Consider the following 25,121-nt stretch of genomic DNA (forward strand, 5'->3'; position numbering starts at 1 on the left):
AACGGCGCTGCCCGGGTGGCTCCGCCGATCACTCGTCCGGCGGGTGAGCGCCGTACTCGTGGCGCCGGGCGGCCCAGCGGGTGTAGCGGCGCGCGTCGCGGAAGACCGCACGCGTCTCCCGCGCCATCCCGACCGGGTAGCCGTGCTTGAGGACGCGGTGCTCGGCCGTGTGCTCGACGTAACCGAAGGCGTAGAACACGCCCACGAACAGGCCCATCCCGAGGCACCCGAGGCGGATCTCGAGCGGGCCCGGTAGCAGCATCACGACCACGCAGAAGGGGAACAGCTGGACGAGTGTGCGCGCGAGGTGCCGCAACAGCCACGTCCGGCACGTGACGTCGTACAGCACCCATTCGGCGTAGCGATCCGGCAACTTGCCGCCGTAGGCGTACCAGATCCACTGCACCGGGTTCGGCCGCGCCTCCACGTCCCCATCCTAAACCGCACGCGTGAGCCTTTTTGGTGGCTATAGCGACTACAAAGGCTCACGCCCGCTGCGCTGCTGCTCACACGAATGTGTGGACGTCGGCGGGCTCCGCACCCGACCGGTCCTGTCCGCATCGTCGCTGCCAGTGGCGTTCCTACCGGATCGTCACCCCGGCCTCGCCGACACCCCGACGGCGGCCGCACTAAGCAGACATTAAGACCACCCGAATCCCGCGCTCCTAGTGTTCGAAGCCGCTCACCCCCCGAGTGGGCACCCGCACTGCAACGGGGAGCGACACCCCGCACAGACGGACCACCGCGCGAGGACGTCAGGAGACCTGATGGGCGAGGTACCCAGCGACTGTCCCGGCCCCGACACGGAACGCTGCACCGGCGACGCCCCGAAGGCGCCCGTTCGGCCGTTCGACGCCGAGTTCCACTTCAGTGTCGTGAACTCCGGGAACGCCACCGCCACCGACGACTCCGTCCTCAGCGACAGTCTCGAGGCAGCACTCCGCACCACGAGCACTCGCGAGCGGTGGACGGTGACCAACGGCGGGCCGTGGTGCGCGGCCACGCCGGAAGAGGGTGTGCGCCGCACGCAAGGGTGGAAGCTGCACGTGTCTGCGACGCCCGTGTCGGCTCCCGACGTTCTCGACCGCGCGCTCCCGGTGCTGCTGGAAGCCCATTCGCCGTTCAAGTTCACCGCGAGCCGGAACCACCTCGCGATGCTCAACGACCGGCACACCTCGCGCGGTCATTCCGGCAAGTTCCTCACCGTCTACCCGGACAGCGACCAGGAGGCGGTTGAGCTCGCGGAACGGCTCCACGAGGCCACCGACGGCCTCGCGGGACCGCGAGTGCTCTCCGATCGCCCGTACCGGCCCGAAAGCCTGGTGCACTACCGCTACGGGGCGTTCGTCGAGCAGCGGCGGTTGTCCCACGACGGGTTCTACGCCTGGGTCATCGAGGACCCGGAAGGAAACCCCGTCGAGGACAAGCGGGTCGGGCAGTACGTTCCGCCGGACTGGGTCACGTGTCCGTTCCCGAACCCGCCGGCCGCGAAGTCCGGCGACCAGCCTCGCCCGCACAGCAACGGTGTGCTGATCGGCGACCGGTTCCTCGCCAAGGAAGCCATCCGGCACACCAACAGAGGCGGTGTCTACCGCGCGACCGATACCGAGACCGGTGAGAAGGTGATCGTCAAGGAGGCCCGGCCGCACGTGGGCACCGACCGGACCGGATGCGACGAACGCGACCGACTCCGGACCGAAGCGCGTGCCCTCGAACATCTCGCCCCGTCGGGACTGTCCCCACGGGTGATCTCGTTGTTCGAACAGGCCACACACGTGTTCCTCGCCGAGGAACACATTCCCGGCACACCGATGCGGAACTGGGTGGAAGAACGGATCCGCTCGAACGGATGGCGGCAGGCGATCCCGGACACCGAGCCGATGGCTCGTCGCGTGGTGAGCCTGTTGCGCGGAGTCCACGACGCCGGAATGGTCGTGCGGGACTTCACGCCGAACAACATCATGGTGCTGCCGGACGGCGAACTCCGGCTGATCGACCTCGAACTGGCGGTTCCGGTCGCGGACAGCGAAGTGCCCGGCCACGTGGGCACACCGGGGTTCAGTGCGCCCGAGCAACTGCGCGGCGCGGCACCGGACCCGCGTGCCGACTTCTTCAGTCTCGGCGCGACCCTGTGCTTCCTCGCGATCGGCGATGCTCCGGTGCTGGTCGAGGATTCCGGCCCAGGGCAACGATCCCCGCACGAGGCCCTGACCGAGTGGCTGACCGCGCGGTGGCACGGCACCGGCCTCCCCGACGCGCACCGCACCCTCGTTCTCGACCTCATGCGGCCCGAACCTGCGGACCGGCCCACAGCGGTGGACGCGGCCACGGTTCTTCGCGAGCCACGTTCCACGGCTTCACCGAGATCGCCGCACAGGCTCGCGGCCGAGAACGCCGAGCACGCGATCGACGGTCTCGCCGAGCACCTGCTCGCCACCATGCAACCGGACGCGGATCGGCTCTGGCCCGTTTCGTGCGCCCATGGCTCACCCGATCCGTGCAGTGTGCAGCACGGGGCGGCGGGTGTCCTCGGTGTGCTGACCCGGTGCCGCGCGCTGGGAGTCGCCGATACCGCGCGACTCGACCACGCGCTCGCGACGGCCGGTGACTGGATCACCGCGAGGATGCGGACGACGGACGGACGACCTCCCGGCCTGTACTTCGGTGAAGCCGGTATCGCCTGGGCGCTCCACGACGCCGCGGAGCAGCTCGGGGACGAACGGCTGGCTGCGGAGAGCCGGAGCGTCGCGGCGAGACTACCGGTCGCCGCGCTCAATCCGGACATCACCCACGGCACCGCGGGCATCGGACTCACGCTGTTGCGTCTCTGGCAGCGCACGGGCGACCCGGAGCTGCTCGCCAACGCCGCCAAGTCGGCGGACCATCTCGTCGCGAGCGCACTCGACGGCCCCGACGGCCTGAGCTGGGCGACTCCGGCGGAGGCCCATTCGAAACTGGCAGGCCGCCGGTACCACGGTTTCGCGCACGGCACGGCCGGAGTCGGCTACTTCCTCGCGGCCACGGCGGAAGCGACCGGCGACGACACCTATCGGGCCGTGGCGACCCGGGCGGGCGAGACCCTGTTGCACCACGCCATTCCCGATTCCGACATGGGACTCTGGGGTGCGGGCACCGGTGACCCCGCGACCGCGCCGCACTGGTGTCACGGTGCGTCGGGCATCGGTACGTTCCTCGCTCGGCTGTATCGCCTCACCGGCGACGACCGGTACCGCACCTGGGCGACGATGTCGGCTCGTGCGGTCGTGGAGAGCTCGTCGCGCGGGGTTCTCGCGCAGTGTCACGGATTGTCCGGCAACGCCGAGTTCCTGCTCGACCTGCACGAGATCACCGGTGATCGGTCCTTCATGGACGACGCGCACCGGGTGGCTCGGCTCGTGCACAGCAGTCGCACGTACCAGGACTCCCGGGTCGTGTTCCCCGACGAGCGGGGCGGTCTCACCAGCACGTGGGGCGACGGCATGCCGGGTGTGCTCTCGTTCCTGCTCCGGCTCGTCCACGGCGGCGGCCGCATGTGGATGGTCGACCCGGCGACACACGGGAGCACGACGTGAAGCGCCGGGACGACACCGTCCGTCGACGGACCGGCTTCGCCTTCGCCGCTCGCGGCCGACGAGCGGTGTCGGTCGCGACGCTGGACGACCGCTCGGTGCTCGAGGCGTGGGACCTGACCGGCCACGTCGCCCGCGCCGCCGACGTTCCCTCGGTTCCGGTCGACCAGGACACCGGTGTTCTCCCGCTCGACGACGGCGGGTACCTGCTGCTGCGCGGCGCGGGTACCGCAACGGTGGAGATCGGTTCCGTCCCGCCCGAACGCGACTCCGAGGACGCCGACGATCTCGGGCCGGAGCGAGTGCTCGGGAAACTGCCCGCGCTCGGCGGCTACCTGCTCCCCTCACCCGCCGGTTCTTCGTTCCCGGGGATCGCGGTCGTGATCGGCACTGATGTGTCCACAGTGGTCCGTCTACGCCCCGATCTTCGGACTCTCGAAGAGACCGCGCGGATCCCCGGAGTTCTCTCAGGAGGTTCGTGGCTCGAACGCGACGTGGCCGCTTTCAACCGGACACCCAACGACGGCCAACCGGACGGGATCGTCGTCGACGTCGAGCAGAGCGCGTGGCGCCGGACCTGGTCGGTGTCGGACACCAGCGCCGACCGGATCGTGCTCTACGCCCCCGCCACCCGACTGCTCGTGGTCAGCAGCAACGCTTCGGGCCGTACCCGCCTCGGGTGGGGGATCCTCGGGCGAGGGACGGTCGAGTTCCCCGACGTCCTCGTCGACGACGACTTCCCGCAGCAGGCGCTCGCCGTCGACGAACGGGGTGAACGGGTCCTGCTGCACCGGATGCGGGGCGCGGTCTCCGAACTGTCGGTGTGGACGCCGTTCGACGGGCACGTCACGCCGCTAGGAGGGCCGCGCGGAGTCGTGACCGGCCCAGTTTCGTGGCACGGCGAGGTGATCCACCTGCCCTTCTCGCGTCCGACCCTGCCGCCGACGATCGCCACCGTCGGTCTCGCCGAGCGCCGGACGCCGCCCCGATGGACATTGCCCCGGCTTGCTGCGGGATTCGCCCACGCCGACCTCGTTTCCGTCGACGGCGCACAGGGGCCGATCGAGGCGGTCCGGTACGGCCGCCGACGCCGACGTGAACAGGGCACACTCGTAGTGGCCCTGCACGGAGGTCCGCTGTCGGCGTGGCGGTACGAGTTCGACCCACTGTTCCAGCGCCTGGCCGCGGCTAGTGTCACCGTCCTCGCGCCGAACTGCCGGGGCAGCGTCGGCTACGGCAGCGACTTCAGCATCACCGGGCGATGGGCGAGTGCCGATCTCGACGACGTCCGGGCACTCGGCCGGGACCTCTCCGCCGAACGCCGCGCGTGGGGACTGCGGGCACCGATTTTGCTCGGCGCAAGCTACGGCGCGTACCTGGCCTTGCTCGCCGCGTGCTCCGAGCCGGACCTGTGGTCGGGGTGCATCGCGTTGGCGCCCTTCCTGTCTCCCGCCGGACTGCGCGTCGACGCGGGTCGAGCGGTACGGGAACGCATCGACGCGCTCGGTGGCACGGACGACGATCGCGACGTGCTGCGCCGGTGTTCGAGTCTGCGCGCGCCGTTGATGCTCGTGCACGGCAGCCGGGACGAACGCATCCCCGTCGAACAGTCCCGTGCACTTCATCGGCGCCTGCTCGCCGACGAGGCGACGCCCGTCGACTACCTCGAACCCGACACCGACCACGCCGGCGTGGTCGCCCACCAGTCGCGGCAGCTGCTGCGGCGCATCGAGCACTTCTGCCTGACGAGCACGACTGAATCCGCTCGGGCAGGAGCACAACCACTCGATCCGGGGGAAGGAGGTGAACGAGATGGAGCTCCAGGACTTCGACATGGTCGCCTCACTGCAGGAACTGCCGGAGACCGACCCGATTGAGGTCGACGGCATTCAGCTGGGCGGAGGCGGAACCTGCGCCTGCGTCGGCCTGCTGACCGTGCTGAACACCGTCTGCATCGGTGTCTCGTGCGTGAACTGATCCGCAGTCGACACACCACCGGCCGCGTTCCTTCGCGGCCCCTCGAGAGCTTCTGCCTCGCGGGCACGGCTCGACCGGGCGGGAGTACTCACATCGCACAGGAGGGGAGGTGAACGACATGGAGCTCCAGGACTTCGACATGGTCGCCTCACTGCAGGAACTGCCGGAGACCGACCCGATTGAGGTCGACGGCATTCAGCTGGGCGGGGGCGGAACCTGCGCGTGCGTCGGCTTGCTGACAGCACTCAACACGGTGTGCGTCGGTGTGTCGTGCGTGAACTGATCCGCATGTGAACCGGTGTTCCCGCCCGCTGGTACCGGGCGGGAACACCGGCCCCTGACGTGCGGGTGCGTGGGCACCGCGCACATCGCTCAAGCAGAGCGCATGTGGGTCGGTGGTCCAGTACCGCCGCCCCGGAGCTCCTCACCCTGCCCCGGCTGGTCAGGTACGAGGCGTGCCCTACGGGCACAAAGCCAGTTCCCACATGCGCTCTCAGGACCTACTCCACAGTAACCGATGCGGGGAGAGCACGGCGATGGCGCTCGGCGGACTGACCAGGGGCTTGCGCAGGCTCGGCGCCGGAACCGCTGGTGACGGCGCCGCCGCGCTGCGCACCGCGGGCAACCGGGTCCTCGCCGACAGCGCCCGCCGCGCCCCCTGGATGGTCGCCGCCGTCGTGGCGACGACACTCGTGCAGGTCGTGGCGACGCTGCTCGTTCCGGCCGCGACGGCCGTCGCCATCGACGCTGCCGTCCGAGGCGACGGCCTCGGATCCGCACTCGGTCGCCTCGCGCTGCTGCTCATGGTCATGACGGCCGCCATGGGGGCGGACGAACTCGTCAGCGCCTACTTCGGCAGCGCCCTCACCGCCGACCTGCGGCACCGGCTGGTTCGCAGCGTGCTCGGCCTCGGCACCGCCTCGACGCGGCGTTTCCCACCCGGCGACGTCGTGGCGCGGTTGACGGAGAACGCGGCCAGCCCGGCCAGTTTCCTGCCGACACTGCTCTCGGCCCTGGCCACGGTACTCACCACGCTCGGCGCGGTCGTGGGGCTGGCCGTCATCGACGGGCGGCTCGCCCTGACCTTTCTGGCCGGTGTTCCGCTCGCGGTGCTCCTGCTCCGGGTGTTCCTCACCCAGGCAGGCGACGCGATGCTGCAGTACCAGCAACGGCTCGCGTCGCTGGCGGCGCGGCTGCTCGACGCGCACCGAGGTGCCCGCACCATTCGCGCCTCCGGCACGGTCGAGCAAGACATCGACCGCGTGCTGGCTCCGCTACCCGGGCTCAACGACAGCGGACGCGCCATCTGGTCGGCCCAACGCGGCGTCAGCTGGCAGATCTCGCTACTCGTGCCGATGCTGCAGGTCGCCGTCCTCGCGGTGGGCGGCTACGCGCTGAGCACAGGCAGCATCACCGCAGGCCAGCTCGTCGCTGCCTCCTCGTACGTCGCCCTCGCGCTCGGCATCGTCGGCGTTCTCGACTCCCTCGTGGCCCTGTTGACCTGTCAGGTGGGCGCGGGCCGTGTCGCGGAGGTCCTCGACTCCCCACGGCCGGTGACCACTCCGGTGGCCCCGGTATCACTCCCGAACGGGCGGGGGCGGCTCGACCTGCGCGGCGTCCGGCTCCGCGAGGGCGAGACCACCGTGCTCGACGGGCTCGATCTGAGCGTCCACGCGGGCACCTGTGTCGCTCTTGTCGGACGGTCGGGCGCGGGCAAGTCCGCACTTGCCTCGCTCGTCGGCCGGTTACGCGACCCTGACGACGGAACCGTGCTGCTCGACGGCGTCGACGTCTCCACAGTGGACCCGCACGAACTCCGGAAGTCCGTCGCCTACGCCTTCGAACGCCCCGCGATGCTGGGCGAGACGGTCGCCGACCTCATCGGCTACGGGACCCAACCGACGGAGCGCGGAGTTCGACAAGCGGCAGAAGTCGCCCAGGCGGCCGGGTTCATCCGCTTGCTACCGGACGGTGTGGCGACCCCGCTCGACCGGGCGCCGATGTCCGGCGGCGAACTGCAGCGTCTCAGCCTCGCCCGCGCGGTACTGCGCGACGCCCGGCTGCTCGTCCTCGACGACGCCACCAGCAGCCTCGACACCGCCACGGAACTGAAGGTCGCCGAAGGAATCGATCAGGTCCGGGGAGACCGCACCGCGCTCGTCGTGGCTCACCGTGTCGCGACCGCCGCGCGCGCGGATCTGGTGGCGTGGCTGGACGACGGACGCGTTCGCGCGATCGCACCGCACCGCCGACTCTGGTCCGATCCCGGGTACCGCGAGATCTTCTCGGCCCGGCTCGACGCGGAACACGACGAGAACCCCGACACGGTGGTGCGGACATGAGACTCACCAGCGGCGCCCGGCTCCTGCACGAGCACCTCCGCCCTCATCGACGGTCGTTGGGGCTGCTCCTGGCGTGGTCGGCGATCGAGGCGCTCCCGACGTTCGCGTCCGGGATACTCGTCGCCCGAGCCATCGATTCGGGATTCCTCGCGGGACGGCCGGGAGAGGGATTCGGATGGCTCGCGACGCTCGCCGCCCTGTGGGTCGTCAGCGCGTTCGGGACCCGCCAGGTGTACCCACGGCTCGCCGACACCGTCGAACCGATGCGGGACACGTTGCTGCGAGCGGTGGTCGCCGCCTCGCTGCACCGGGTCGTCCGGGAGGATCGCCTCGCAGGCGGTTCCAGCGTCGCGCAGATCACCGAGCAGGTCGACGCGGTCCGGATGCTGCTGTCGACGATGCTGCGGAACATGCGCCAGATCGTCGCCGCAGGCGTCGCGGCCCTCGGCGGGCTCGTCGTGCTCTCACCGTTCATCGCCGCCGTCACCGCGGTGTGCGTGACGGTCGCGGTCGCCTTCTTCGCTCTGCTGCTGCGAGTGCTGTTGACCCGCTACCGGAACGTCGTGCTGCACGGCGAGCAGGTCGGTGAGCGCGCCGTCCCCGTCGTCGACGGCATCCGCGACGTCGTCACCCAGACCGCCGAATCACGCGCGGCCGCCGACGTCGGCGAGGCGGTGGAACGCCAAGCCGCGTCACTACGCGCCTTCGCACGGGCGCGAGTGTTCCGCCTTCCCGTCGTGACACTCGGCGTGCACGTGCCGCTGATCGCCTTGCTCGCACTGTCTCCGTGGCTGCTGTCCACCCAAAGCCTCTCCACGGGCGCACTGGCCGGTGGAGTCGTGTACCTCGCGGGCCCGTTGCAGTCGGCCATGCTGTTCCTCGTCAACGCGGGCAGCACCATGCTGGTCAGCATCGGGGTGGTCCTCGACAGGCTCGCCGAGGTGTGCTCGAACGATCGACCTTCCGACGTCGAGCACGGTGCCGTGGCCGACACAGACGGCTACGACATCCGACTGAACGAGGTCACCTTCGGCTACTCGCACCACTCCCATCCGGTTCTCGACCGTCTCGACCTCGACCTGCCTGCGGACAGTCATCTCGCCGTGGTCGGGCCGAGCGGTATCGGCAAGTCGACGCTGGCGAACGTCCTCGCGCGCCTCGTCGAACCAGCGGCGGGCACGGCGTTCTTCGGCGGCACGAACCTGGACCGACTCGGTGCGGACGATCTGCGCCGCGAACTCGCCCTCATCCCGCAGGACGCCTACGTCTTCGCCGGAACCGTGTGGGAAAACCTCACCTATCTCGCTCCCGACGCAACCCGGTCCGAAGTGGATCTCTCGGTCGACGCGACCGGCGCGCGCACCACAGTGGACCGGCTCGGTGGCTACGCGGCGACCATTCCTCCCGGCGGCGACGGACTCTCTCCCGGCGAGCGACAACTGATCGCGTTGGCCCGTGTCCACGTCTCACGGGCACGAGTGGTCGTCCTGGACGAGGCCACCTGCCATCTCGATCCCGGTGCCGAAGCACGTGCCGAACGGGCGTTCTCCCGGCGTCCCGGCACCCTCGTGGTGATCGCACACCGCATCAGCTCGGCGCAGCGTGCCGACCGGATCCTGGTTCTCTCCGGTACCGGCGCCGACGTCGGGGGGCATGACGAACTGCTCAGTCGCAACCGCCTCTACGCGGACCTAGTCGGTCACTGGCAAGCCGTGCCCTGAACAGAGGGCGTTGTGAAACTTGGGTACGTGGTCCGGTACCGCCGCCCCGATTCGCACCTCGCCGTGTTGGGGTCCTCTTGAGTACCAGGTGTTCGCAAACGCGCCCCGAGCTCAGGCCGCGGTGCGCCGACAGTCTTCGTCCGGCCACGCACCCCGGCCAGCCGCGAGGTGCGCTACCCGAGCACCCACGCACACCGCTCCGCGCATCCCGTCTCCAAACGGCTCCCTCAGCGCTGCCCGGGTATCGCGACCGCCATCGAGCCGGGCTCCCGACCGACCGGAGCCGGTCTCGGCTCCACCCCGATCTCCATCATCCGCTGCACGTACTGGGTGTGCCGACGCCGTGCCGCGCCGAACCGTCCCGCACGCTGCAGCAGCGCGACGAGGTCGAGATGGACCCGTTCGTCGTAGATGTCGACGTCCAGCAGCCGCACCAGGCACCGCGCCGCGTTGTCGGTATCGCCCGCGGTCTCCCAGCACACTGCCAAGGCGGAGAGCAACGACCACCAGGTCGACGCGACCTCTTCGGCCAACGACACGGCCCAGGGCTGGCCGGTGTCCTCCTCCAGGAACACGCCCGTGTACAGGCGTTCGGCGCCGAGCATGGCCTCGAGAGCTGCCTCACCGCCTCTCCGGTGCAGATCGAGCGCGGCCCACGACCGCGCCAGGAAGGCTTCGACGTCGATCTCCACGAGTGAGCGATCCAGCCAGACCGCGGTGCCGTCCCCGGCGACGGGTCCGTCCTCGGCGCGCCCCGAAGGCTGCAGCACCTCGCGCAACGTGAACAGCAGCACCGACAACCGGTTGGCCGACTTGCCCGGTGCGACCTCGGGCCACAGCAGCTCGCGCAACGCCTCCCTGGAGACCGGCCTGCGGTGGGCGACGAGGATCTTGAGCAGGTCCCGCGCCTTGCGCGACTTCCACTCCGCCACCGGCACGGCCACGCCGTCGCGCCACACCTGGAACGTGCCCAGCGTGCGCACCGTGATCGGGGGACTGCGATGAGCCGAGGCCTGCAACGGCCCGGCGACCTGTCTGGTCTGCACGTCGACCCCGCAATCCCGGAGGAACTCGGCGGCGCGCGCGGCCTCCGGGTCCGACCCCGGGGAGAGCCTCCCCGCCACGACCAGGGCCGCGGCCGCCTCGACACCACAGCCTGCCTCCTGCCAGACCTGCACCGCTTCGGGGAGTCGACGGCGCTCCCGAGTCGGTTCGTCGGCGGCCAGCACGCGCAGCACCAGCGACTCCGCGATCCCGACTTCCTCGCCCCGCGTGCGTGCGAGTTCCGCGGCTCGCGCCGCGTCGCGCAGTGCCGCTCGTGCGTCGCCGTCGAGCAGGCGCAGCCACCCGCGTGTCACCAAGGCCGGGATCGCACACGTCGTCTCCCCCGAGGCCACGGCCCGGTCGACATGACCGAACGCGGACGCGAGGTCCTCGGCAGCCGTGACCCGTGCGATCCCGACGAGCGCCGCGCCCCTTCCGACGGTGTCGTGACTCCGTTCGGAGAGCTCCAAAGCGCGCTCGTAAGCCGCCAGCGCCCGTGCCCGCTGCCCGCGCAGCCGATGCACGTCGGCCAGACCGCACAACGGACGGACGAGCAGTCGGGATCCCATTCGTTCGAGCGCTCCCCTCGCCTCGGTGAAATCGGCCGCGGCGTCCTCGTGACTCCCGGCACGCAGCGCGGCTCTGCCGCGCATGGTCAAGGCCAACGCTGTCGCGCACACGTCGCCGCACCTGCGTCCCAGACGCACTGCGGCATCGGCTTCCTCGCGGGAGCCGAGCGGGTCGCGGGACTCCGTCCACTGTTCGAGGGTCACGACCCGGATGCGGAGTTCCTGGAGCACGTCACCGGCTCGTGCGGCGGCGTCCAGTGCTCCGGTGCGATAAGCCTCGGCACGGACGAGGTCGCCGGAGCAGGCGGCGTGCGTCGACGCTGCGAGGTACACGGCAGCGTGCGCGCCGGCGTCGCCCGACGCACTCGCGGCGGCCTCGGCCCGCTCCACCAGCGCACCTACGTCGGCGTGGTCACCGACAAGCCGTCGTGCGGCGGCCGCCAATGCGAGAACCCGGGCGCCGTCGGCCGTGCGCTCGCCTCGCGGGTCCGAGCGGGCACAGGCCTGCAGGGCCTCGTCGATCTCACCCCGGTCGCAGGCGAGCTGCGCGACCCGCCAGGCCAGCGCCGGTTCCAGCATCTCGCGGTCCGCACCGGCATCCCGGAACGCCGCCAGCGCCGCGACCCACTGGCCCCGAACCTGGCGCGCCTGCCCCACGATGCGCAGAGCGGTGGGGTCCTTCCACGTGGTCACGTCGATGGAGGCGATGCGTTGCACGTCCTCGGCGACTCCGGCCTGGACCATCACGGCACCGTGCGTCGCCAACAGCGTGGCGCACACTTCCGGGTCGCCGGACGCGACGGCGTGTCCGAGCGCCGGTGACAGTGCGCCCTGCTCACCGCAATGCCGGGACAGTCCACGATGCAGCGCGGTTCGGGTGCGCGGTGCACGGCGTAGTTCCAGAGCGAAGTGGTCGCGCAGCGGTGGCACGAGCTCCCAGCCGCGGTCGGCCTCGGCCCGCACCAAGCCACGCCGGGCCAACCCGATCAGACGTTGTTCCCAGGCCGGACAGGGCACCGCCGCGCCGCCGCGGTGCGCACACGCGGCCAGCGACCGCAGGTCGTCCCGCGAGTCGGCCGTTTCCTCACCGAGAACCTGCTCGAGCACGTATCGGTGGAACGGCTCCCCCGGTGTGGCGAACCGCTCCACGACGCTCACCCGACGTTCGAGCGGGATGTCTCGGAGCAGTCCGATCAGATGGTCCACCGCGCCGGGCCAGCCACCGGTCGCACGCCAGACCAAGTGCGCGAGAGCGCGTGGGTCCTCTCCGACGGTCGCCCGCACGAGCGTCTCGATCTCCGTCTCCGAGTACCCCAGATCCTCGGCTCCGAGCTCGGACATTCCGCCTTGGCCGCGCAACGATTCCAGCGAGAACGGCAGCGGCTGACGCGACAGGAGCACCAGGCTCAACCAGTCCGGGCCGTGCAAGCACACGTCCCGAAGCTGTCGTGCCTCCGAACTGTCGGGCGTGATGCGCTCCAGACCGTCCACAATCAGCACCGCGGCGATGTCCGGCCGGAGGGAATGCAGCCAGCTGTACAACGGCTGCTGATCCGCGGGTTCGCCCTCCACCAGGTCCGAGATCGCGGAGCGGACACGTTCGGCGAGGTCGCCACGCCCGGGAGTCCCCAGTGAGACCCACACCGTGTTGTCCGGGTCGCCGTGCTCGCGCACGCTCGTCGTCTTGCCCCAGCCTGCCGCAGCGGTGACCACGCAGACGCGCCGTCGTCCCGCAGGCCGCAACGCGTGGCTCAGCCGTGGGCGCGGACCGACGGCGAGCAGCTCGTCGCGGCCGGTCATCCGGTGACTCGTCGGTCCGTCCAGTACTGCCGTGTGCGCGACTCGGATGGCGAACAGAACACCGTCGATCACTCCCCCGGGCACCGCTCAGCCTCGGCGCCCCCTCGATCGAAGCAGAAACCGCGGGGCACATTCGGGAATGTCCCCTACCCACCATCGCGCGAGGGTCAGGGCGCGTGTCACCCCGTTCGAATGACAGCGCCGGAAAGGCCGGAGAAACCCCCGATTGTGGTAATCCACGGGCGGCATTTCATGAAATGCATTTACGAAGAACGCTCATCTCGAGCGGCGTTCACCTCGCCTTCCGGGCGACACACAGGACCGACTGACCAAAGGGCACCCGAACGTGCTTCTCGATCCGCCTCGTCACGGGCACCAGGAACCGGTCGTAGACCGACACCAGTCGCGGATTCGGCGCGCCGGCACCGCCCTTGCGCACCGCAGCCCACCAGGCGAAAGCGCCGACGAAATTGACCGGACGCGCGACCTCGACCCGCAGTTCCGCCTCGCGCGCGGCCGCGCTGACCGTACTCGGCGTGTACCGGCGGAAATGGCCGACTTTGCGGTCGAACTCGCCGTAGAGCCGCTGGTATCCCGGGACGAACAGAATCACCGACCCCCCCGGCCGCAAGGACTCGGAGAGCGAGCGCAACGCGGCCGCGTCCTCCTCGACGTGCTCGAGGACGTTGATGGCGATCAGCGACTCCACCGGATCGTCCAGCACCTGCTGGCCGTCGAGGTCGAACTGCATCGCCTCCACCTCGGGCCGATGCTGGAACCGTTCCTTCATGTGGCTGACCGCGCCGGGGTCCACGTCGGTCACGACGTAGCGGTCCGTCCCGGTGAACCCGTCCGCGAACTCCCCGGTCCCGGCACCCACCTCGAGGACGGTGCGGCCACAGTGCGGGCGGATCAGCTCCCGCTGGTAGGCCATGTACCGGGGTTTGCCGCGGTCGTTCTCCAGAGCTCGTCCGGTCGCAGCCGTGAACGCGCCCTGTCCTTGGTCCACCGGGCTCTGGTCGTCACACGTCATGGGGCTCCGCATCGTCGCGGCCCACCACGGGAGCGCACCCACAGGCGAACGGATCACCACGTGGTACCCGAAATGGGCGTTCTGTCCGTCTTCGGCGGACGCTAGCAGAGGCGACACACGCACACGGCCGGGCGCCCCCACGACGTCGAAATTCACCCGATCGGGCACACAACCGAAACGGCTTCGCCCTGCCAGTCCGGCATACCGCACCCACCCGTACCGCGCCACGCGACACTCCGAACCGGACTCGCGGCATTCGGGTCCTTCACCGGCGGCACCCCACGAACACGGCCGAGATCGACACCGATGCGACGCTTCGACGCTTCGGCGGTGGGACCGGTCGACGGAACGGTATTGCCTCGTGGGTTAGCGCCTCGCCGAACCCCGGGGTTCGTTCAGCGGCACGTCACCGAGCCACACCGTCCATCGGATCGGTGCAAGCCCGGCCCGACCATGCTGCGAACCACCCACGGCGCGCTCTACGCTCGGACGAGCTCGTCACCGACCGCACCACCGAAGGGACCGGCATGGCCGCCCCAGCCGGGGTCGCACTGGAATCGGCTTCAGGTCGCTGGCTTCTCGTCGCGACGATGCTCGGCTCCGGCGTCGCCTTCCTCGACGGGTCCGTCGTGAACGTGGCTCTTCCCGCGATCGGACGCGACCTCGGTGGCGGCTTCGCCGTTCTGCAGTGGACCGTCGACGCCTACCTGCTCACGCTCGGGGCGCTGCTGTTGCTCGGTGGCGCCATCGGCGACCGCTACGGCCGCCGCCGCGTCTTCCAGCTCGGGCTCGTCCTGTTCACACTCGCCTCGCTGGCCTGCGGACTCGCGCCGTCGGGACCCGCGCTGATCGTCGCGCGGCTCGCGCAAGGTATGGGCGGGGCACTACTGGTCCCCGGCAGTCTCGCGCTCATCAACGCCACGGTGCGCACCGACGATCGCGGCCGGGCGGTCGGCACGTGGGCCGCGCTGACGGGTGTGGCCTCGGCCATCGGCCCGTTCGTCGGCGGATGGCTCGTCGATGCCGTGTCCTGGCGGTGGGTCTTTCTCATCAACCTGCCCATCGCCGCTGCCGCCATCTATGCCGCGCAGCGCCACGTTCCGGAAAGCAAGGGCTCGAGCACCGGACCGCCCGACCTCGCCGGTGCCTTCACGGCGACCCTCGGGCTGGCTGGATGCGTCTACGCCTTGATCGAGATCCCCGCGCACGGCGCGACGACGGTCACTCTCGTCGCGGCGGTCGTCGGCGTGGCCGCGCTGGTCCTGTTCCCGTTCCTCGAGAAGCGCCACCCCGACCCGCTACTGCCGCTGGAACTGTTCCGCTCGCGACAGTTCACCGGCGCGAATCTCACCACGCTCACGGTCTATGCCGCCCTGGGTGGAGCGCTGTTCCTGCTGTCACTGCAACTGCAGACGACCATGGGATACAGCGCTCTCGCGGCCGGAACCGCCACGCTGCCGATCACGATCATCATGCTGCTGCTCTCGAGCCGGATGGGCGGGCTCGCGCAACGCACCGGACCGCGGCTGCCGATGACGATCGGGCCGCTGGTGTGCGCCGTCGGCCTCGCACTCATGACTCGCGCACAGCCGGGCGCCGGATACGTCACCGGCGTCCTACCGGGGGTGGTCGTGTTCGGTCTCGGTCTCGCGATCACCGTGGCGCCACTGACCTCGGCCGTGCTCGCGTCCGTCGATCCGGAACGAGGCGGGGTGGCCTCGGGAGTGAACAACGCGGTCTCACGCATCGCCGGACTGCTCGCGGTCGCGGTGCTGCCGGTGGTGGCAGGATGGGATCCGGCGGGGCCCGGCGGAGTCGGCACGGTGTTCGGACGAGCACTGCTGATCTCTGCCGTGTTGTGCGCATTCGGCGGTGCTCTGGCGTGGTGGACCATCGATCGGACGGTCGCGGTGCAGTCGTCCCCGGTTCCCGGTGTTCAACACGCCTGCCAGCACCCCTGCACCCGCGAATCCGCGAACACGTCCGACTGAGCGCAGTCGACCGTTACCCCTTCCAGTGATCGACCGGCAGCGGACCCCGGTTCATCACGGTACGGATGGCGAACGTGCTGCGCGCATCGACGACGGGGCCGATCGCGAGGATCTGGTCGAGGAGCAACCGCTCGTACTCGGCCAGCCCTGGGACCACCGCCTCGACGAAGAAGTCGGCCTCTCCGGAGACCACATGGCAGGCGACCACCGCCGGACAGGCGATCAGCGCGGATTCCACGAGGTCCGAAGTCTCGCGGGAGTGTCGTTCGACCTTGATCGCGATGAACACCGTCAACCCCAGGCCGATCTCGTCTCGGTCAAGCTCGGCTCGATACCCGCTGATGACCCCGCTCGACTCGAGCGCCTTGGTGCGGCGCAGACACGACGAAGGCGACAACGACACTGACTCCGCCAGGTCGACGTTGGCGATTCGCCCGTCGCGCTGAAGCCGAGCCAGTATGGCGCGATCTGTCTTGTCAGCAGCGTAGTCCGACATAGTCAGGACGATACACCGTCCGGTCTCGGCATAATATTGCGCGAGGGACGCCTGGCTCGGTCATATTTGCCATCGCGTGCCGCGCTTTGTGGGCCACCCTGACGAGCATGGGAAACACACCCGCTACGGCACTGTCGATACCTCGCGGAACCGCGCTCTACATCGGTGCTTTGCTCGGCCCGAGCCTGATGCTGCTGCCCGGATTGGCCGCGAGCCTGGCGGGTCCGGCCTCGATCCTCGCGTGGCTGGGCCTGCTGGTCCTCTCCGGACTACTGGCCTGGATCTTCACCTGCCTCGGCACTCGCATCACGAGTTCCGGGGGTGTCGTCGCGTACGCCCACGCCGGACTCGGCTCGGCTGTCGGCCGGGTCGTCGGCTGGTGCTTCCTCGGCGGAGTCATCGCGGGCGCACCGGCCGTGTCCCTGATCGGCGGAACGTATGTGGCGACCCTGGTGGGCGGCGGGCGCACCGCGAGCGTCGCGGCCGCGGCCGCGCTCCTGCTGCTGGTACTCATGCTGACCCTCGGCGGAGCCCGCACCACGAGCGGCGCTCAGCTCGCACTGGTCGCGGTGCTGATCCTGCTCGTCGCCCTCGCGGTCGCGGGTTCAGCGCACGAGGCGCGCGCCGCACACTGGACACCGTTCCTTCCGCATGGTTGGGCGTCGGTGGGCAGCGCGGGCGCGGTGTTGATGCTCTCGTTCGTCGGATGGGAAGCGATCGCACCACTGACCTCACGATTCCGGCACCCGGCGCGGCAGCTCCCGCGCGTGATCGGTACCGCCTTCGCCGTGACGACGGTCGTCTACCTCGCTCTGGCGGCCGCCACGATCGCCGTGCTCGGCTCCGGCGCGGCCACGCTGGTCCCGCTGGCGGAGCTGCTTCGTGTCGCCGTCGGGCCGCTCGGGCCGGCGCTCGCGGCCGCCGCAGCCGTCGCGCTCACGCTCGCTGCCACGAATGCTTACCTCGCCTCTGCCACGACGCTGGCGAGCGACTTGGGCGCACGTGCACGCACGGCTGGACGTACGACGTTGCAGATCGGAATCGCCGTGGCCGGTGTCGCGCTGCTCGGTACCTACGCCGTCGACCTCATCTCGGTCGACCAGCTCGTGGCTCTGCCGACGACCCTGTTCCTCACGGTCTATCTGGGATGCACGATCGCGGCTGCACGGGTGTTGCGTGGACCCGTTCGCGCTGCCGCGATCGTCGCCACCGTTGTGATCGGGATCGTGTTGGGTTTCAGCGGGCCGGCGCTCGTGGTCGCGCTCGGAGTGTCCGCCTTGGCCCTCGCAGTCCACCACCGCGCCCGCTCCACAGGGGACGAACACGAGACCGACCCGGTAGGCGCAACCCATCTTCCCGAGTAAGGGGTCCTTGCAGAATGAACTGTAGTCGTGTCAGCGGCCACACCGCCGAACGGTCATCACTCGCGCACATCAGCCAGCGGCGAGTTCTCAGTTCCCTCCTCGCGAGGACAGCGATGTCGTCGCGTAGGTCGCTACTCGAGAAAGCGCTCCCGCAGTGAGGAGGGCATGAGGTTCCGCCACCCGACCCACGGAGCGAGCGTGCTCACCCTCCATGCGCAGAGTTCTCGTCCAGCAACGCCTGAAGCTTCGCACGCACCGCGTCCGGAAACGGACAGGTCTCGTTGCGTTCGACGTCGACGTGCAGCGCCACGAGGTCCTCGGTCGCCACGACGGTGTCCGCGACACGCATCTCGTGCGAGACGAGGAGCTTCTTCGACCCCACCTCCGTGACACGGCTCCGTACGACGACCGAGTCCTGCTGCCTGACCTCACGCAGATAACGGACCCGAGCCTCCACCGTGTACAGCGAACACCCGCTGCCCCGGCGATACTCGTCGTCGAGTCCGGCCAGTTCCATCAGCGCGTCGGTCGCGAACCCGAACACCAGGACGTAGTAGGCCTCGCTCAGGTGGCCGTTGTAGTCGATCCATTCAGGACGGATCTCCTGCCGGAACTCCGGAATCGTCGTCATCGTTGCGACCCCCGCACCTCGTTCATGGCCTCCATGACAGCGATGATCCCCTGGTCCCGTGCCGCGACCAGGTCCTCGATGGACCGCCCCTGCGCGGCGGACTCGCATCCGGCAACCATCTGGTCCCGCAACTCGTCGGTGAGGTCGGGCGCCTCGAGCCGGGTCCACGGCGACTTCAACGACGGGCCGAAATGGTCGAGCATGTGCGCCATACCGCCTTGGCCGCCTGCCAGGTGAAAGGTCAGACACGGCCCGAGCAACGGCCAGCGCAATCCCGGTCCCTGCGTGATGGACGTGTCGATCTGCTCCACTGTGGCTTCGCCTTCGGCCACCATGTGCAGCGCCTCCCGCCAGATCGCCTCCTGCAGCCGGTTGGCGATGAAGCCGGGAACCTCGCGGTCCATGGTGATGACCTGTTTTCCTGCCACCTCGAAGAACTCGGCCGCCCACGCCACTGCTCGCTGCTCGGTCCGCTCGCCGCCGACGACCTCCACCAGCGGGACGAGGTAAGGCGGGTTGAACGGGTGCCCGACGACGAGTCGTTCGGGCGTGGCACACCGCTGCTGCATCTCCGTCATGCCGTAGCCGGAGGTCGACGAGGACACGACGACTCCGGCGGGTGTGGCTGCGTCGATCCGGGCGAGTACGTCCCGCTTGAGTTCGAGGTCCTCCGGGACGCTTTCCTGCACGAACTCCGCGTGCCGCACGGCCTCCTGCAACGTGGCCGCCACGGTGAGATTGTCCCGCGACGCCCCGTCGGCCAGCCCGAGCCTCGTCAACGCCGGCCACGCCGCGTCGACCAGAGCGCGAAGCGCCGTCTCGGCATCGGATGCCGGATCCCACGCCGTGACCTCGTAGCCGCGTGCAAGAAAGTGCGCGACCCAGCCGCCTCCGATCACTCCGGCACCGATGCAGGCGATTCGGCGCGCCTCGGCGGGCGCGGTGCGGTACTCGTTCACGACGTCACTCCCTGCCGGTCGTGGCTGCGGTTCAGCCCGAGGATGCGGCGTGCCGCGTCGGGTGTGGCGACGGTCGAGCCCATTCCCTCGACGACGCTCACAGCGCGCTCCACCAGCTGCGCATTCGTCGCCTTCACGCCCTTGCTCAGGTACAGGTTGTCCTCGAGACCGACGCGGACGTGGCCTCCGAGCGCGGCGGACTGGGCCACCCAACGCATCTGGTTGCGACCCAGGGAAAAGCTGGCCCAGTTCGCACCCTTGGGAAGCATCCCGACCATCGTGTGCAGGAGGCCGGGGTCGGCCGGAGCGCCGTACGGGATTCCCATGCACAGCTGGAAAAGCGGCGGCGCGTCGATGATGCCTTCGTCGATCATGGTTTTAGCGAACCACAACTGGCCGGTGTCGAAGATCTCCAGTTCCGGCTTGACGCCGAGTGCCTGGATGCGGCGCGCGCCGGCACGCAGCATATCCGGAGTGCTGATGTAGAGCTGGCTTCCCTCGCCGAAGTTGACCGATCCGCAATCGAGGGTGCAGATGTCCGGCAACAGCTCCTCGACGTGCGGAAGCCGTTCGAGACCGTTGACCAGGTCCGTACCGTCGGCGGCGCGATGCGGATCGGCGGGATCGAGGAACAGGTCCCCGCCCATTCCCGCTGTCAAGTTGACGACAACGTCCACACCGGACTCTCGGATGCGCTCCACCACCTCTCGATAGAGTGCGACCTCTCGCGATCCCTGGCCCGACTCGACATCCCGTACGTGGATGTGAACGACGGCCGCCCCGGCGTTCGCCGCGGCCACCGCGTCCTTGGCGATCTGGTCGGGGCTGACCGGCACGTGCTCGCTACGACCGACGGTATCGCCCGCACCGGTCAGCGCGGCGGTGACGATGACGTCATCAGACACGACATTCTCCCTTCACAGGACGGTTTCTCGACAACAAGCGTGGTCCGCCGTGATCGAGCGGACCTACTGGACTTTCAGTGGCGGACGATGTTCCGGTCGACGAAGTCCTGCAGGACCTGTCGCATCCGGTCGACAGAGCGCCCCGGCCTGCCGGTGAGCACCTGGATCCCGAGACCGTCGACGAGCGCGGTGAGCGTCAGCGTCAACTCCTCCGGGTCGGCGTCGGTGAACAGGCCTTGACACTGCCCTTCGCCGATCGTGCGTGCGATCGTCTCGTGCCACCGGGTGTACGAATCACTGTGCAAAACACGGAGTTCGGGCCGGAGCGCGCTCTCGTTCCACACCTGCAGCCAGATCGACCACTCCGAGCGAAGCAGCCCGTCCGTCGGCAGCTGGAGTTCGACCAGTCGCAGGAGTCGTTCGTGGGCGTCGTCGACGGTCTGCAACTCGGCGATCTGCCGTTCGAATGCGAGGCGCACCGAGTACCGCAAGGTCTCGACGAGCAGGTCGTCCCGACCGGGAAAGTGATAGTGAATCGTGGCGGTACTCGTCCCGCACGCCCGAGCGATGTCGGTGATCCGGACCGCGTGATAGCCACGCTCGGCGATCAGGTGCCACGCCGCATCGAGAATCTGCTGGTACCGACCGGCCTCGGTGACATCCACCGGGTCGCGATCGGACAACGCGGTTCGCCGAGGCACGGCCACGCGTTCGACGTCGTCGCTGCCGTTGAACAGCCAGCCGACAGTGACTCCGCCGACCTCGGCGACCCGGGTCAGCTCGACCGCGGTGAACCGGCGGGTCCCGCGCAAGGACTTGGACAGCTTCGGCGCGTCCAGGCCGACCCGGTCGGCGAACTCGCGTTGGCTGCCCGAGTACCCGTCGAGCACCTCGCGCACCCGGTGCCGAACCTCGGCCGTCGTCTCTGCCACGACACATACAGTAAATCCCGCTTGCGCTAATCGCAATCCATCGCAACTCATTGCGGCGATCTGACCCGCGCGAGCGGAGCTATCTCGATAGCAGATACGTGCTTATACGCTGTTCAGATACGGCCCGCTTGACTTGACCGCGCGACGAGAGCACAGTACGGCGTTGTCGCGTCGACTGATTGCCCAGTTGAATCGCAACGCCGGACACGGGTTCTGCACCCGCTCCCGGGCTCGTCGGCCGACCGGTGGTGCCGCTCGCCCACCGGCCCAACGTTTCAGTGGAGGTGCTTCCGCCATCGATGTGCGGACGAACAAGATCTCGCTCAACCAACCGGTCTTCTGGTCGTCGCTGACGCTCGTCGCGGTGATCTGCGTACCCGTCGTGCTCGCCCCACAACGAGGTCAACAACTCCTCGACGGCGTGCTCGGGTTCTTGTCGGGCAGCTTCGGGTGGTTGTATCTGTGGTTCGCCGTGGCGGTCGCGGGGTTCCTCGGTTGGCTCGCGTTCAGCAGACACGGCCGCATCGTGCTCGGCGACCCGGGTGAGAAACCCCAGTTCGCCACCCATTCCTGGCTGGCCATGATCTTCACGTCGGCCATCGGGGGCGGGATCATGTACTGGGGCATCATCGAATGGGCGCACTACTACAACGAACCGCCCATGGGAGTGCAGCCCCGGAGCGTGCAGGCCGCGGACTGGGCGGGCGCCTACCCGATGTTCCATTGGGGCATCACGGCGTGGGCCTTGTTCTGCCTGCCGGCGATCGCGCTGAGCTACGGCTATCACGTGCGCAAACATCGGACGCTCCGACTCAGCGACGCCTGCCGTGGCGTCATCGGCGATCGAGCGGACGGCTGGCTCGGCAAGTCCATCGACGCGCTGTTCCTGTTCGGCCTCGTCGGCGCCGCAGGGACCTCGCTCGGCCTGGAGATTCCCGTGGTGTCCGAGAGCATCGCCTCCCTGACACCGATGGAGAAGGGGCCGACGCTCGACATCCTCGTGATCGCCGTCTGGACCGCCCTGTTCGGCACGAGCGTCTACCTCGGACTGCAGAAGGGCCTCAAGCGCCTGGCCGACGTCAACATCTGGCTCGCCGCCGCCCTCGGGCTGTTCCTGCTGGTCGTCGGGCCGACGGTGTTCCTCATCGACACCACGACCAACAGCGTTGGACTCATGCTGCAGAACCTGCCCCGCATGAGCTTCTACACCGACCCGGTGGGTGGTTCCGGCTTCGAGGAGGACTGGACGGTGTTCTACTGGGGCTGGTGGATCTCCTACGCACCGTTCGTCGGTCTGTTCGTCGCGAAGATCTCGAAAGGTCGCACGATCCGGGGCATCATCGGCGCGATGTGTCTGGCAGGCAGCGCCGGCTGCTGGCTCTCGTTCGCGCTGCTCGGCAACACCGCGCTGTTCTACCAGATCCAGAATCTCGTTCCGGTCGCCGACATCGTCGAATCCGAAGGCGACACCGCCGCGATCATCGCGGTACTCGACACCGTTCCCCTCGCCCCGCTCGCTCTCGTGGTCTTCCTCCTGCTGCTGGTGATCTTCCTCGCGACCACATTGGACTCGTCCGCGTACACGATGGCCGGCGTGGCGTCCAAGCATCTCCCCCGGGATGCCGACCCGGCGCGGTGGCACCGCGTTTTCTGGGCGGTCGTCCTCGCCGGTGTGTCCATCGTGATGATGTACTCCGGTGGGCTTGAGACACTCCAGACTCTCTCGATCATCACCGCGTTCCCGCTGATCTTCATCCTGGCCCTGGTCCTGTTGTCCTTGCGGCGCTGGCTCATCGAGGACGAACGGCCCAGCTCAGAGGCCGACCCCAGTCCGGAGGCCGCGCCCGACAAAGTCGGTGCCGGTTCGATGTGAGAGGGCAGTGTGGAACTTGGGTGGGTGGTCCGGTACCGCACCGTGCTGGGCACGTATACGGCGTGTCCTACGGACACAAACGCCACTTCCCCACCGCACTCTGAGGGATCGCGGGCGCTCGGAGACGGCGCGCTAGCGTGACCGGATGACGACACGGCCGTTCGGTTCCCGGCTGCTCGGCGCCCCCGAGCAGTCCGGCGCGATGCTCCGGTGGCGCGTACAGGTGCTGCTGACCGCGTCGCTGGTGCTGGCCAACCTGATCGGCGCCATCGTCGTGGTCGCGCTGATCATCCTGGTGATTCCGGGACCGACCGTGTTCACCGGTGGGCTGTCGGTCCTGTCGATCGTGCTGGTGCCGGTGTACGTCGGCTCGGCGGTGCTCATCGGCATCGTCTGGGGCACCGCGCGAGCGCTGCGGACGTTGCGCTGGGCGTTCGAGCGCCGCGAGCCCCACGAACGCGACCGGCGGGCGACGCTCAGCGTGCCGTGGCGGCTCACGAGGATGCAGGGCGTGCTGTGGCTGATCGCGGCCGTGCTGTTCTCGACCATCAGCGTGCTGACCAACCCGGACGCGGTCTTCAAGGTGGCGTTCACGGTGAGCTTCGGTGGCATCGTGGTGTGCGCGAACTCGTACATGCTCAGCGAGTTCGCCCTGCGTCCGTTCGCGGCACGTGCGCTTTCCAGCGGCCCACCGTTGCAGCGCCGGATGGTGTCCCGAGTGAGCATCCGGATCATGCTGGCGTGGGCGTTGGGCTCCGGGATCCCCGTGGCCGGGCTCATGGTGGTGGCGCTGTTCTCGCTGGTCCGGGACGACGTCTCGAGCGTGCAGCTCGCGATCGCCGTCCTGGCACTCGGTGCGGTGACGTTACTGTTCGGGTTCCTGCTCGTCGTGTTCCTCGCGCGGGCGACGGTGGCACCCGTGCACACGGTGCGGCTCGCGTTGAGCAAGGTCGAGCGCGGTGCACTCGAGACCGAGATCGTCGTCTTCGACGGCACCGAGCTGGGACTGCTGCAGTCCGGGTTCAACCGCATGGTGGCCGGATTGCGGGAACGGGAACGCATCCGCGACCTCTTCGGGCGTCACGTCGGACGCGAGGTGGCGGGCCAGGCGGTGCAGCGCCAACCCGAGCTCGGTGGCGAGGTCCGCGAGGTAGGCGTGCTGTTCGTGGACGTCGTCGGCTCGACAGCGCTGGCCGCCGAGCGGCCGCCCGGCGAGGTCGTCACGCTGCTGAACCGCTTCTTCGACGTGGTCGTCGACGAAGTCCACGCGTGTGGCGGGCTCGTCAACAAGTTCGAAGGCGATGCTGCGCTCGCCGTGTTCGGCGCGCCGGCCGACGTCGACGACCCGGCGGGCAGCGCGCTCGCCAGCGCACGGGCCATGGGCAGGCGCCTGACCAACGAGGTCTCCGAGTGCACGGCGGGCATCGGCGTCGCATTCGGCAGCGCGGTCGCGGGCAACGTCGGCGCGGAGAGCCGTTTCGAGTACACGGTCATCGGTGACCCTGTGAACGAGGCGGCCCGCCTCACAGACCTCTCCAAAGAGGTGCCGGGCCGGATCGTCGCCTCCGCGACGGCCGTCGACAACTCCGACGCGGCCGAAGCCGACCGCTGGCGGGTCCTCGACGAGGAGCACACCCTGCGCGGCCGGAACGAGACCACTCGCTTGGCCGTCCCGGCTTCGTGAGAGTCGTTATACGCTGCGGCGACACCGAGTCACGGCCCGGCGTCGTCGGCACAGAGGCGATGTTGTACCGTACAGACACACCCCACAGCGGGTGGCCGGGACGTGGCGCAGCTTGGTAGCGCACCTGACTGGGGGTCAGGGGGTCGTGGGTTCGAATCCCGCCGTCCCGACCAGCGGCAAAGCCCGCTGAACTGCCCCTCGAGGTAGTTCAGCGGGCTTTCTCGTGCGCTG

Annotated in this window: 18 protein-coding genes and 1 tRNA gene; 11 read left to right on the plus strand and 8 right to left on the minus strand. The window is 69.2% G+C overall.

What is annotated here, in order from left to right:
* Positions 1 to 28 precede the first annotated feature (28 nt).
* A complete protein-coding gene (locus tag GIY23_RS13510) occupies positions 29 to 427 on the minus strand; it encodes a DUF5313 family protein (RefSeq protein ID WP_154076985.1) in 399 nt (132 codons plus the stop codon).
* A 340-nt stretch (positions 428 to 767) separates the two neighbouring features.
* Between GIY23_RS13510 and lanL the strand changes: the two genes are divergently transcribed.
* The 6 genes from lanL to GIY23_RS13535 all read left to right on the plus strand — a co-directional run bounded on the left by lanL (position 768) and on the right by GIY23_RS13535 (position 9,609).
* Positions 768 to 3,572: a class IV lanthionine synthetase LanL gene (gene lanL, locus GIY23_RS13515; RefSeq protein ID WP_154076986.1), complete on the plus strand. Its 2,805-nt coding sequence runs from the start codon at positions 768 to 770 to the stop codon at positions 3,570 to 3,572.
* Positions 3,569 to 5,446 (plus strand): alpha/beta hydrolase family protein, encoded by a 1,878-nt coding sequence (locus GIY23_RS13520; RefSeq protein ID WP_154076987.1) that lies wholly within the window; start codon positions 3,569 to 3,571, stop codon positions 5,444 to 5,446. Before lanL ends, GIY23_RS13520 begins: the two co-directional genes overlap by 4 nt.
* Positions 5,403 to 5,546: a VenA family class IV lanthipeptide gene (locus tag GIY23_RS22660; RefSeq protein ID WP_323844976.1), complete on the plus strand. Its 144-nt coding sequence runs from the start codon at positions 5,403 to 5,405 to the stop codon at positions 5,544 to 5,546. The genes GIY23_RS13520 and GIY23_RS22660 overlap by 44 nt, the downstream gene beginning before the upstream one ends.
* 118 nt (positions 5,547 to 5,664) lie before the next feature.
* On the plus strand, positions 5,665 to 5,829 hold the full coding sequence (locus tag GIY23_RS13525) for a VenA family class IV lanthipeptide (protein ID WP_187352166.1): 165 nt from the start codon (positions 5,665 to 5,667) through the stop codon (positions 5,827 to 5,829).
* Positions 5,830 to 6,082: 253 nt separating this feature from the next.
* Complete coding sequence (locus GIY23_RS13530; RefSeq protein WP_187351875.1) at positions 6,083 to 7,888, plus strand: ABC transporter ATP-binding protein; 1,806 nt, start codon at positions 6,083 to 6,085, stop codon at positions 7,886 to 7,888.
* Positions 7,885 to 9,609, plus strand: coding sequence for an ABC transporter ATP-binding protein (locus tag GIY23_RS13535; protein WP_154076990.1), 1,725 nt, complete (start codon positions 7,885 to 7,887; stop codon positions 9,607 to 9,609). Before GIY23_RS13530 ends, GIY23_RS13535 begins: the two co-directional genes overlap by 4 nt.
* A 227-nt stretch (positions 9,610 to 9,836) precedes the next feature.
* On the opposite strand, the gene GIY23_RS13540 is transcribed toward GIY23_RS13535, so the two are convergent.
* Together GIY23_RS13540 and GIY23_RS13545 are read right to left on the minus strand one after the other, a co-directional pair.
* Positions 9,837 to 13,022 (minus strand): BTAD domain-containing putative transcriptional regulator, encoded by a 3,186-nt coding sequence (locus GIY23_RS13540; protein WP_187351876.1) that lies wholly within the window; start codon positions 13,020 to 13,022, stop codon positions 9,837 to 9,839.
* Between the two features lie 292 nt (positions 13,023 to 13,314).
* Positions 13,315 to 14,055 carry a class I SAM-dependent methyltransferase gene (locus GIY23_RS13545; RefSeq protein WP_154076992.1) on the minus strand — a complete coding sequence of 247 codons (741 nt, stop codon included), beginning with the start codon at positions 14,053 to 14,055 and terminating at the stop codon, positions 13,315 to 13,317.
* A 527-nt stretch (positions 14,056 to 14,582) separates the two neighbouring features.
* Here GIY23_RS13545 and GIY23_RS13550 point away from each other — a divergent pair.
* Positions 14,583 to 16,046, plus strand: a complete 1,464-nt coding sequence (locus GIY23_RS13550) for an MFS transporter (protein WP_154076993.1) — start codon at positions 14,583 to 14,585, stop codon at positions 16,044 to 16,046.
* A gap of 13 nt (positions 16,047 to 16,059) precedes the next feature.
* Here GIY23_RS13550 and GIY23_RS13555 read toward each other — a convergent pair whose 3' ends face one another.
* Positions 16,060 to 16,542 carry an Lrp/AsnC family transcriptional regulator gene (locus tag GIY23_RS13555; RefSeq protein ID WP_154076994.1) on the minus strand — a complete coding sequence of 161 codons (483 nt, stop codon included), beginning with the start codon at positions 16,540 to 16,542 and terminating at the stop codon, positions 16,060 to 16,062.
* A 107-nt stretch (positions 16,543 to 16,649) separates the two neighbouring features.
* Between GIY23_RS13555 and GIY23_RS13560 the strand changes: the two genes are divergently transcribed.
* The gene (locus tag GIY23_RS13560; RefSeq protein ID WP_154076995.1) at positions 16,650 to 17,906 is read left to right on the plus strand and encodes an APC family permease; all 1,257 of its coding nucleotides are present in this window, start codon (positions 16,650 to 16,652) and stop codon (positions 17,904 to 17,906) included.
* A 202-nt stretch (positions 17,907 to 18,108) separates the two neighbouring features.
* On the opposite strand, the gene GIY23_RS13565 is transcribed toward GIY23_RS13560, so the two are convergent.
* The 4 genes from GIY23_RS13565 to GIY23_RS13580 all read right to left on the minus strand — a co-directional run bounded on the left by GIY23_RS13565 (position 18,109) and on the right by GIY23_RS13580 (position 21,333).
* A complete protein-coding gene (locus tag GIY23_RS13565) occupies positions 18,109 to 18,537 on the minus strand; it encodes a thioesterase family protein (RefSeq protein ID WP_154076996.1) in 429 nt (142 codons plus the stop codon).
* Entirely contained in the window at positions 18,534 to 19,496 is a 963-nt protein-coding gene (locus GIY23_RS13570) for a 3-hydroxyacyl-CoA dehydrogenase NAD-binding domain-containing protein (protein WP_154076997.1), read from the minus strand. The genes GIY23_RS13565 and GIY23_RS13570 overlap by 4 nt, the downstream gene beginning before the upstream one ends.
* The gene (locus GIY23_RS13575; RefSeq protein WP_154076998.1) at positions 19,493 to 20,401 is read right to left on the minus strand and encodes a BKACE family enzyme; all 909 of its coding nucleotides are present in this window, start codon (positions 20,399 to 20,401) and stop codon (positions 19,493 to 19,495) included. The genes GIY23_RS13570 and GIY23_RS13575 overlap by 4 nt, the downstream gene beginning before the upstream one ends.
* 74 nt (positions 20,402 to 20,475) lie before the next feature.
* The gene (locus GIY23_RS13580) at positions 20,476 to 21,333 is read right to left on the minus strand and encodes a TetR/AcrR family transcriptional regulator (RefSeq protein WP_228717278.1); all 858 of its coding nucleotides are present in this window, start codon (positions 21,331 to 21,333) and stop codon (positions 20,476 to 20,478) included.
* 301 nt (positions 21,334 to 21,634) lie between these two features.
* Between GIY23_RS13580 and GIY23_RS13585 the strand changes: the two genes are divergently transcribed.
* The 3 genes from GIY23_RS13585 to GIY23_RS13595 all read left to right on the plus strand — a co-directional run bounded on the left by GIY23_RS13585 (position 21,635) and on the right by GIY23_RS13595 (position 25,063).
* Positions 21,635 to 23,206: a BCCT family transporter gene (locus GIY23_RS13585; RefSeq protein ID WP_222850152.1), complete on the plus strand. Its 1,572-nt coding sequence runs from the start codon at positions 21,635 to 21,637 to the stop codon at positions 23,204 to 23,206.
* 145 nt (positions 23,207 to 23,351) lie between these two features.
* Complete coding sequence (locus GIY23_RS13590; RefSeq protein WP_154077000.1) at positions 23,352 to 24,890, plus strand: adenylate/guanylate cyclase domain-containing protein; 1,539 nt, start codon at positions 23,352 to 23,354, stop codon at positions 24,888 to 24,890.
* A 96-nt stretch (positions 24,891 to 24,986) separates the two neighbouring features.
* A tRNA-Pro gene (locus GIY23_RS13595) sits at positions 24,987 to 25,063 on the plus strand.
* Positions 25,064 to 25,121: the final 58 nt, after the last annotated feature.

It is taken from the genome of Allosaccharopolyspora coralli (assembly GCF_009664835.1).
GTDB classification, from domain to species: Bacteria; Actinomycetota; Actinomycetes; order Mycobacteriales; family Pseudonocardiaceae; genus Allosaccharopolyspora; species Allosaccharopolyspora coralli.

Excerpts from the sequence above, each read along its gene's own strand:
- lanL (WP_154076986.1), top strand. The coding sequence starts at position 768 with ATGGGCGAGGTACCCAGCGACTGTCCCGGCCCCGACACGGAACGCTGC.
- GIY23_RS22660 (WP_323844976.1), top strand. The coding sequence starts at position 5,403 with ATGGTCGCCTCACTGCAGGAACTGCCGGAGACCGACCCGATTGAGGTC.
- GIY23_RS13525 (WP_187352166.1), top strand. The coding sequence starts at position 5,665 with ATGGAGCTCCAGGACTTCGACATGGTCGCCTCACTGCAGGAACTGCCG.
- GIY23_RS13530 (WP_187351875.1), top strand. The coding sequence starts at position 6,083 with ATGGCGCTCGGCGGACTGACCAGGGGCTTGCGCAGGCTCGGCGCCGGA.
- GIY23_RS13535 (WP_154076990.1), top strand. The coding sequence starts at position 7,885 with ATGAGACTCACCAGCGGCGCCCGGCTCCTGCACGAGCACCTCCGCCCT.
- GIY23_RS13540 (WP_187351876.1), bottom strand. The coding sequence starts at position 13,022 with ATGACCGGCCGCGACGAGCTGCTCGCCGTCGGTCCGCGCCCACGGCTG.
- GIY23_RS13545 (WP_154076992.1), bottom strand. The coding sequence starts at position 14,055 with ATGACGTGTGACGACCAGAGCCCGGTGGACCAAGGACAGGGCGCGTTC.
- GIY23_RS13550 (WP_154076993.1), top strand. The coding sequence starts at position 14,583 with ATGGCCGCCCCAGCCGGGGTCGCACTGGAATCGGCTTCAGGTCGCTGG.
- GIY23_RS13555 (WP_154076994.1), bottom strand. The coding sequence starts at position 16,542 with ATGTCGGACTACGCTGCTGACAAGACAGATCGCGCCATACTGGCTCGG.
- GIY23_RS13560 (WP_154076995.1), top strand. The coding sequence starts at position 16,650 with ATGGGAAACACACCCGCTACGGCACTGTCGATACCTCGCGGAACCGCG.
- GIY23_RS13565 (WP_154076996.1), bottom strand. The coding sequence starts at position 18,537 with ATGACGACGATTCCGGAGTTCCGGCAGGAGATCCGTCCTGAATGGATC.
- GIY23_RS13590 (WP_154077000.1), top strand. The coding sequence starts at position 23,352 with ATGACGACACGGCCGTTCGGTTCCCGGCTGCTCGGCGCCCCCGAGCAG.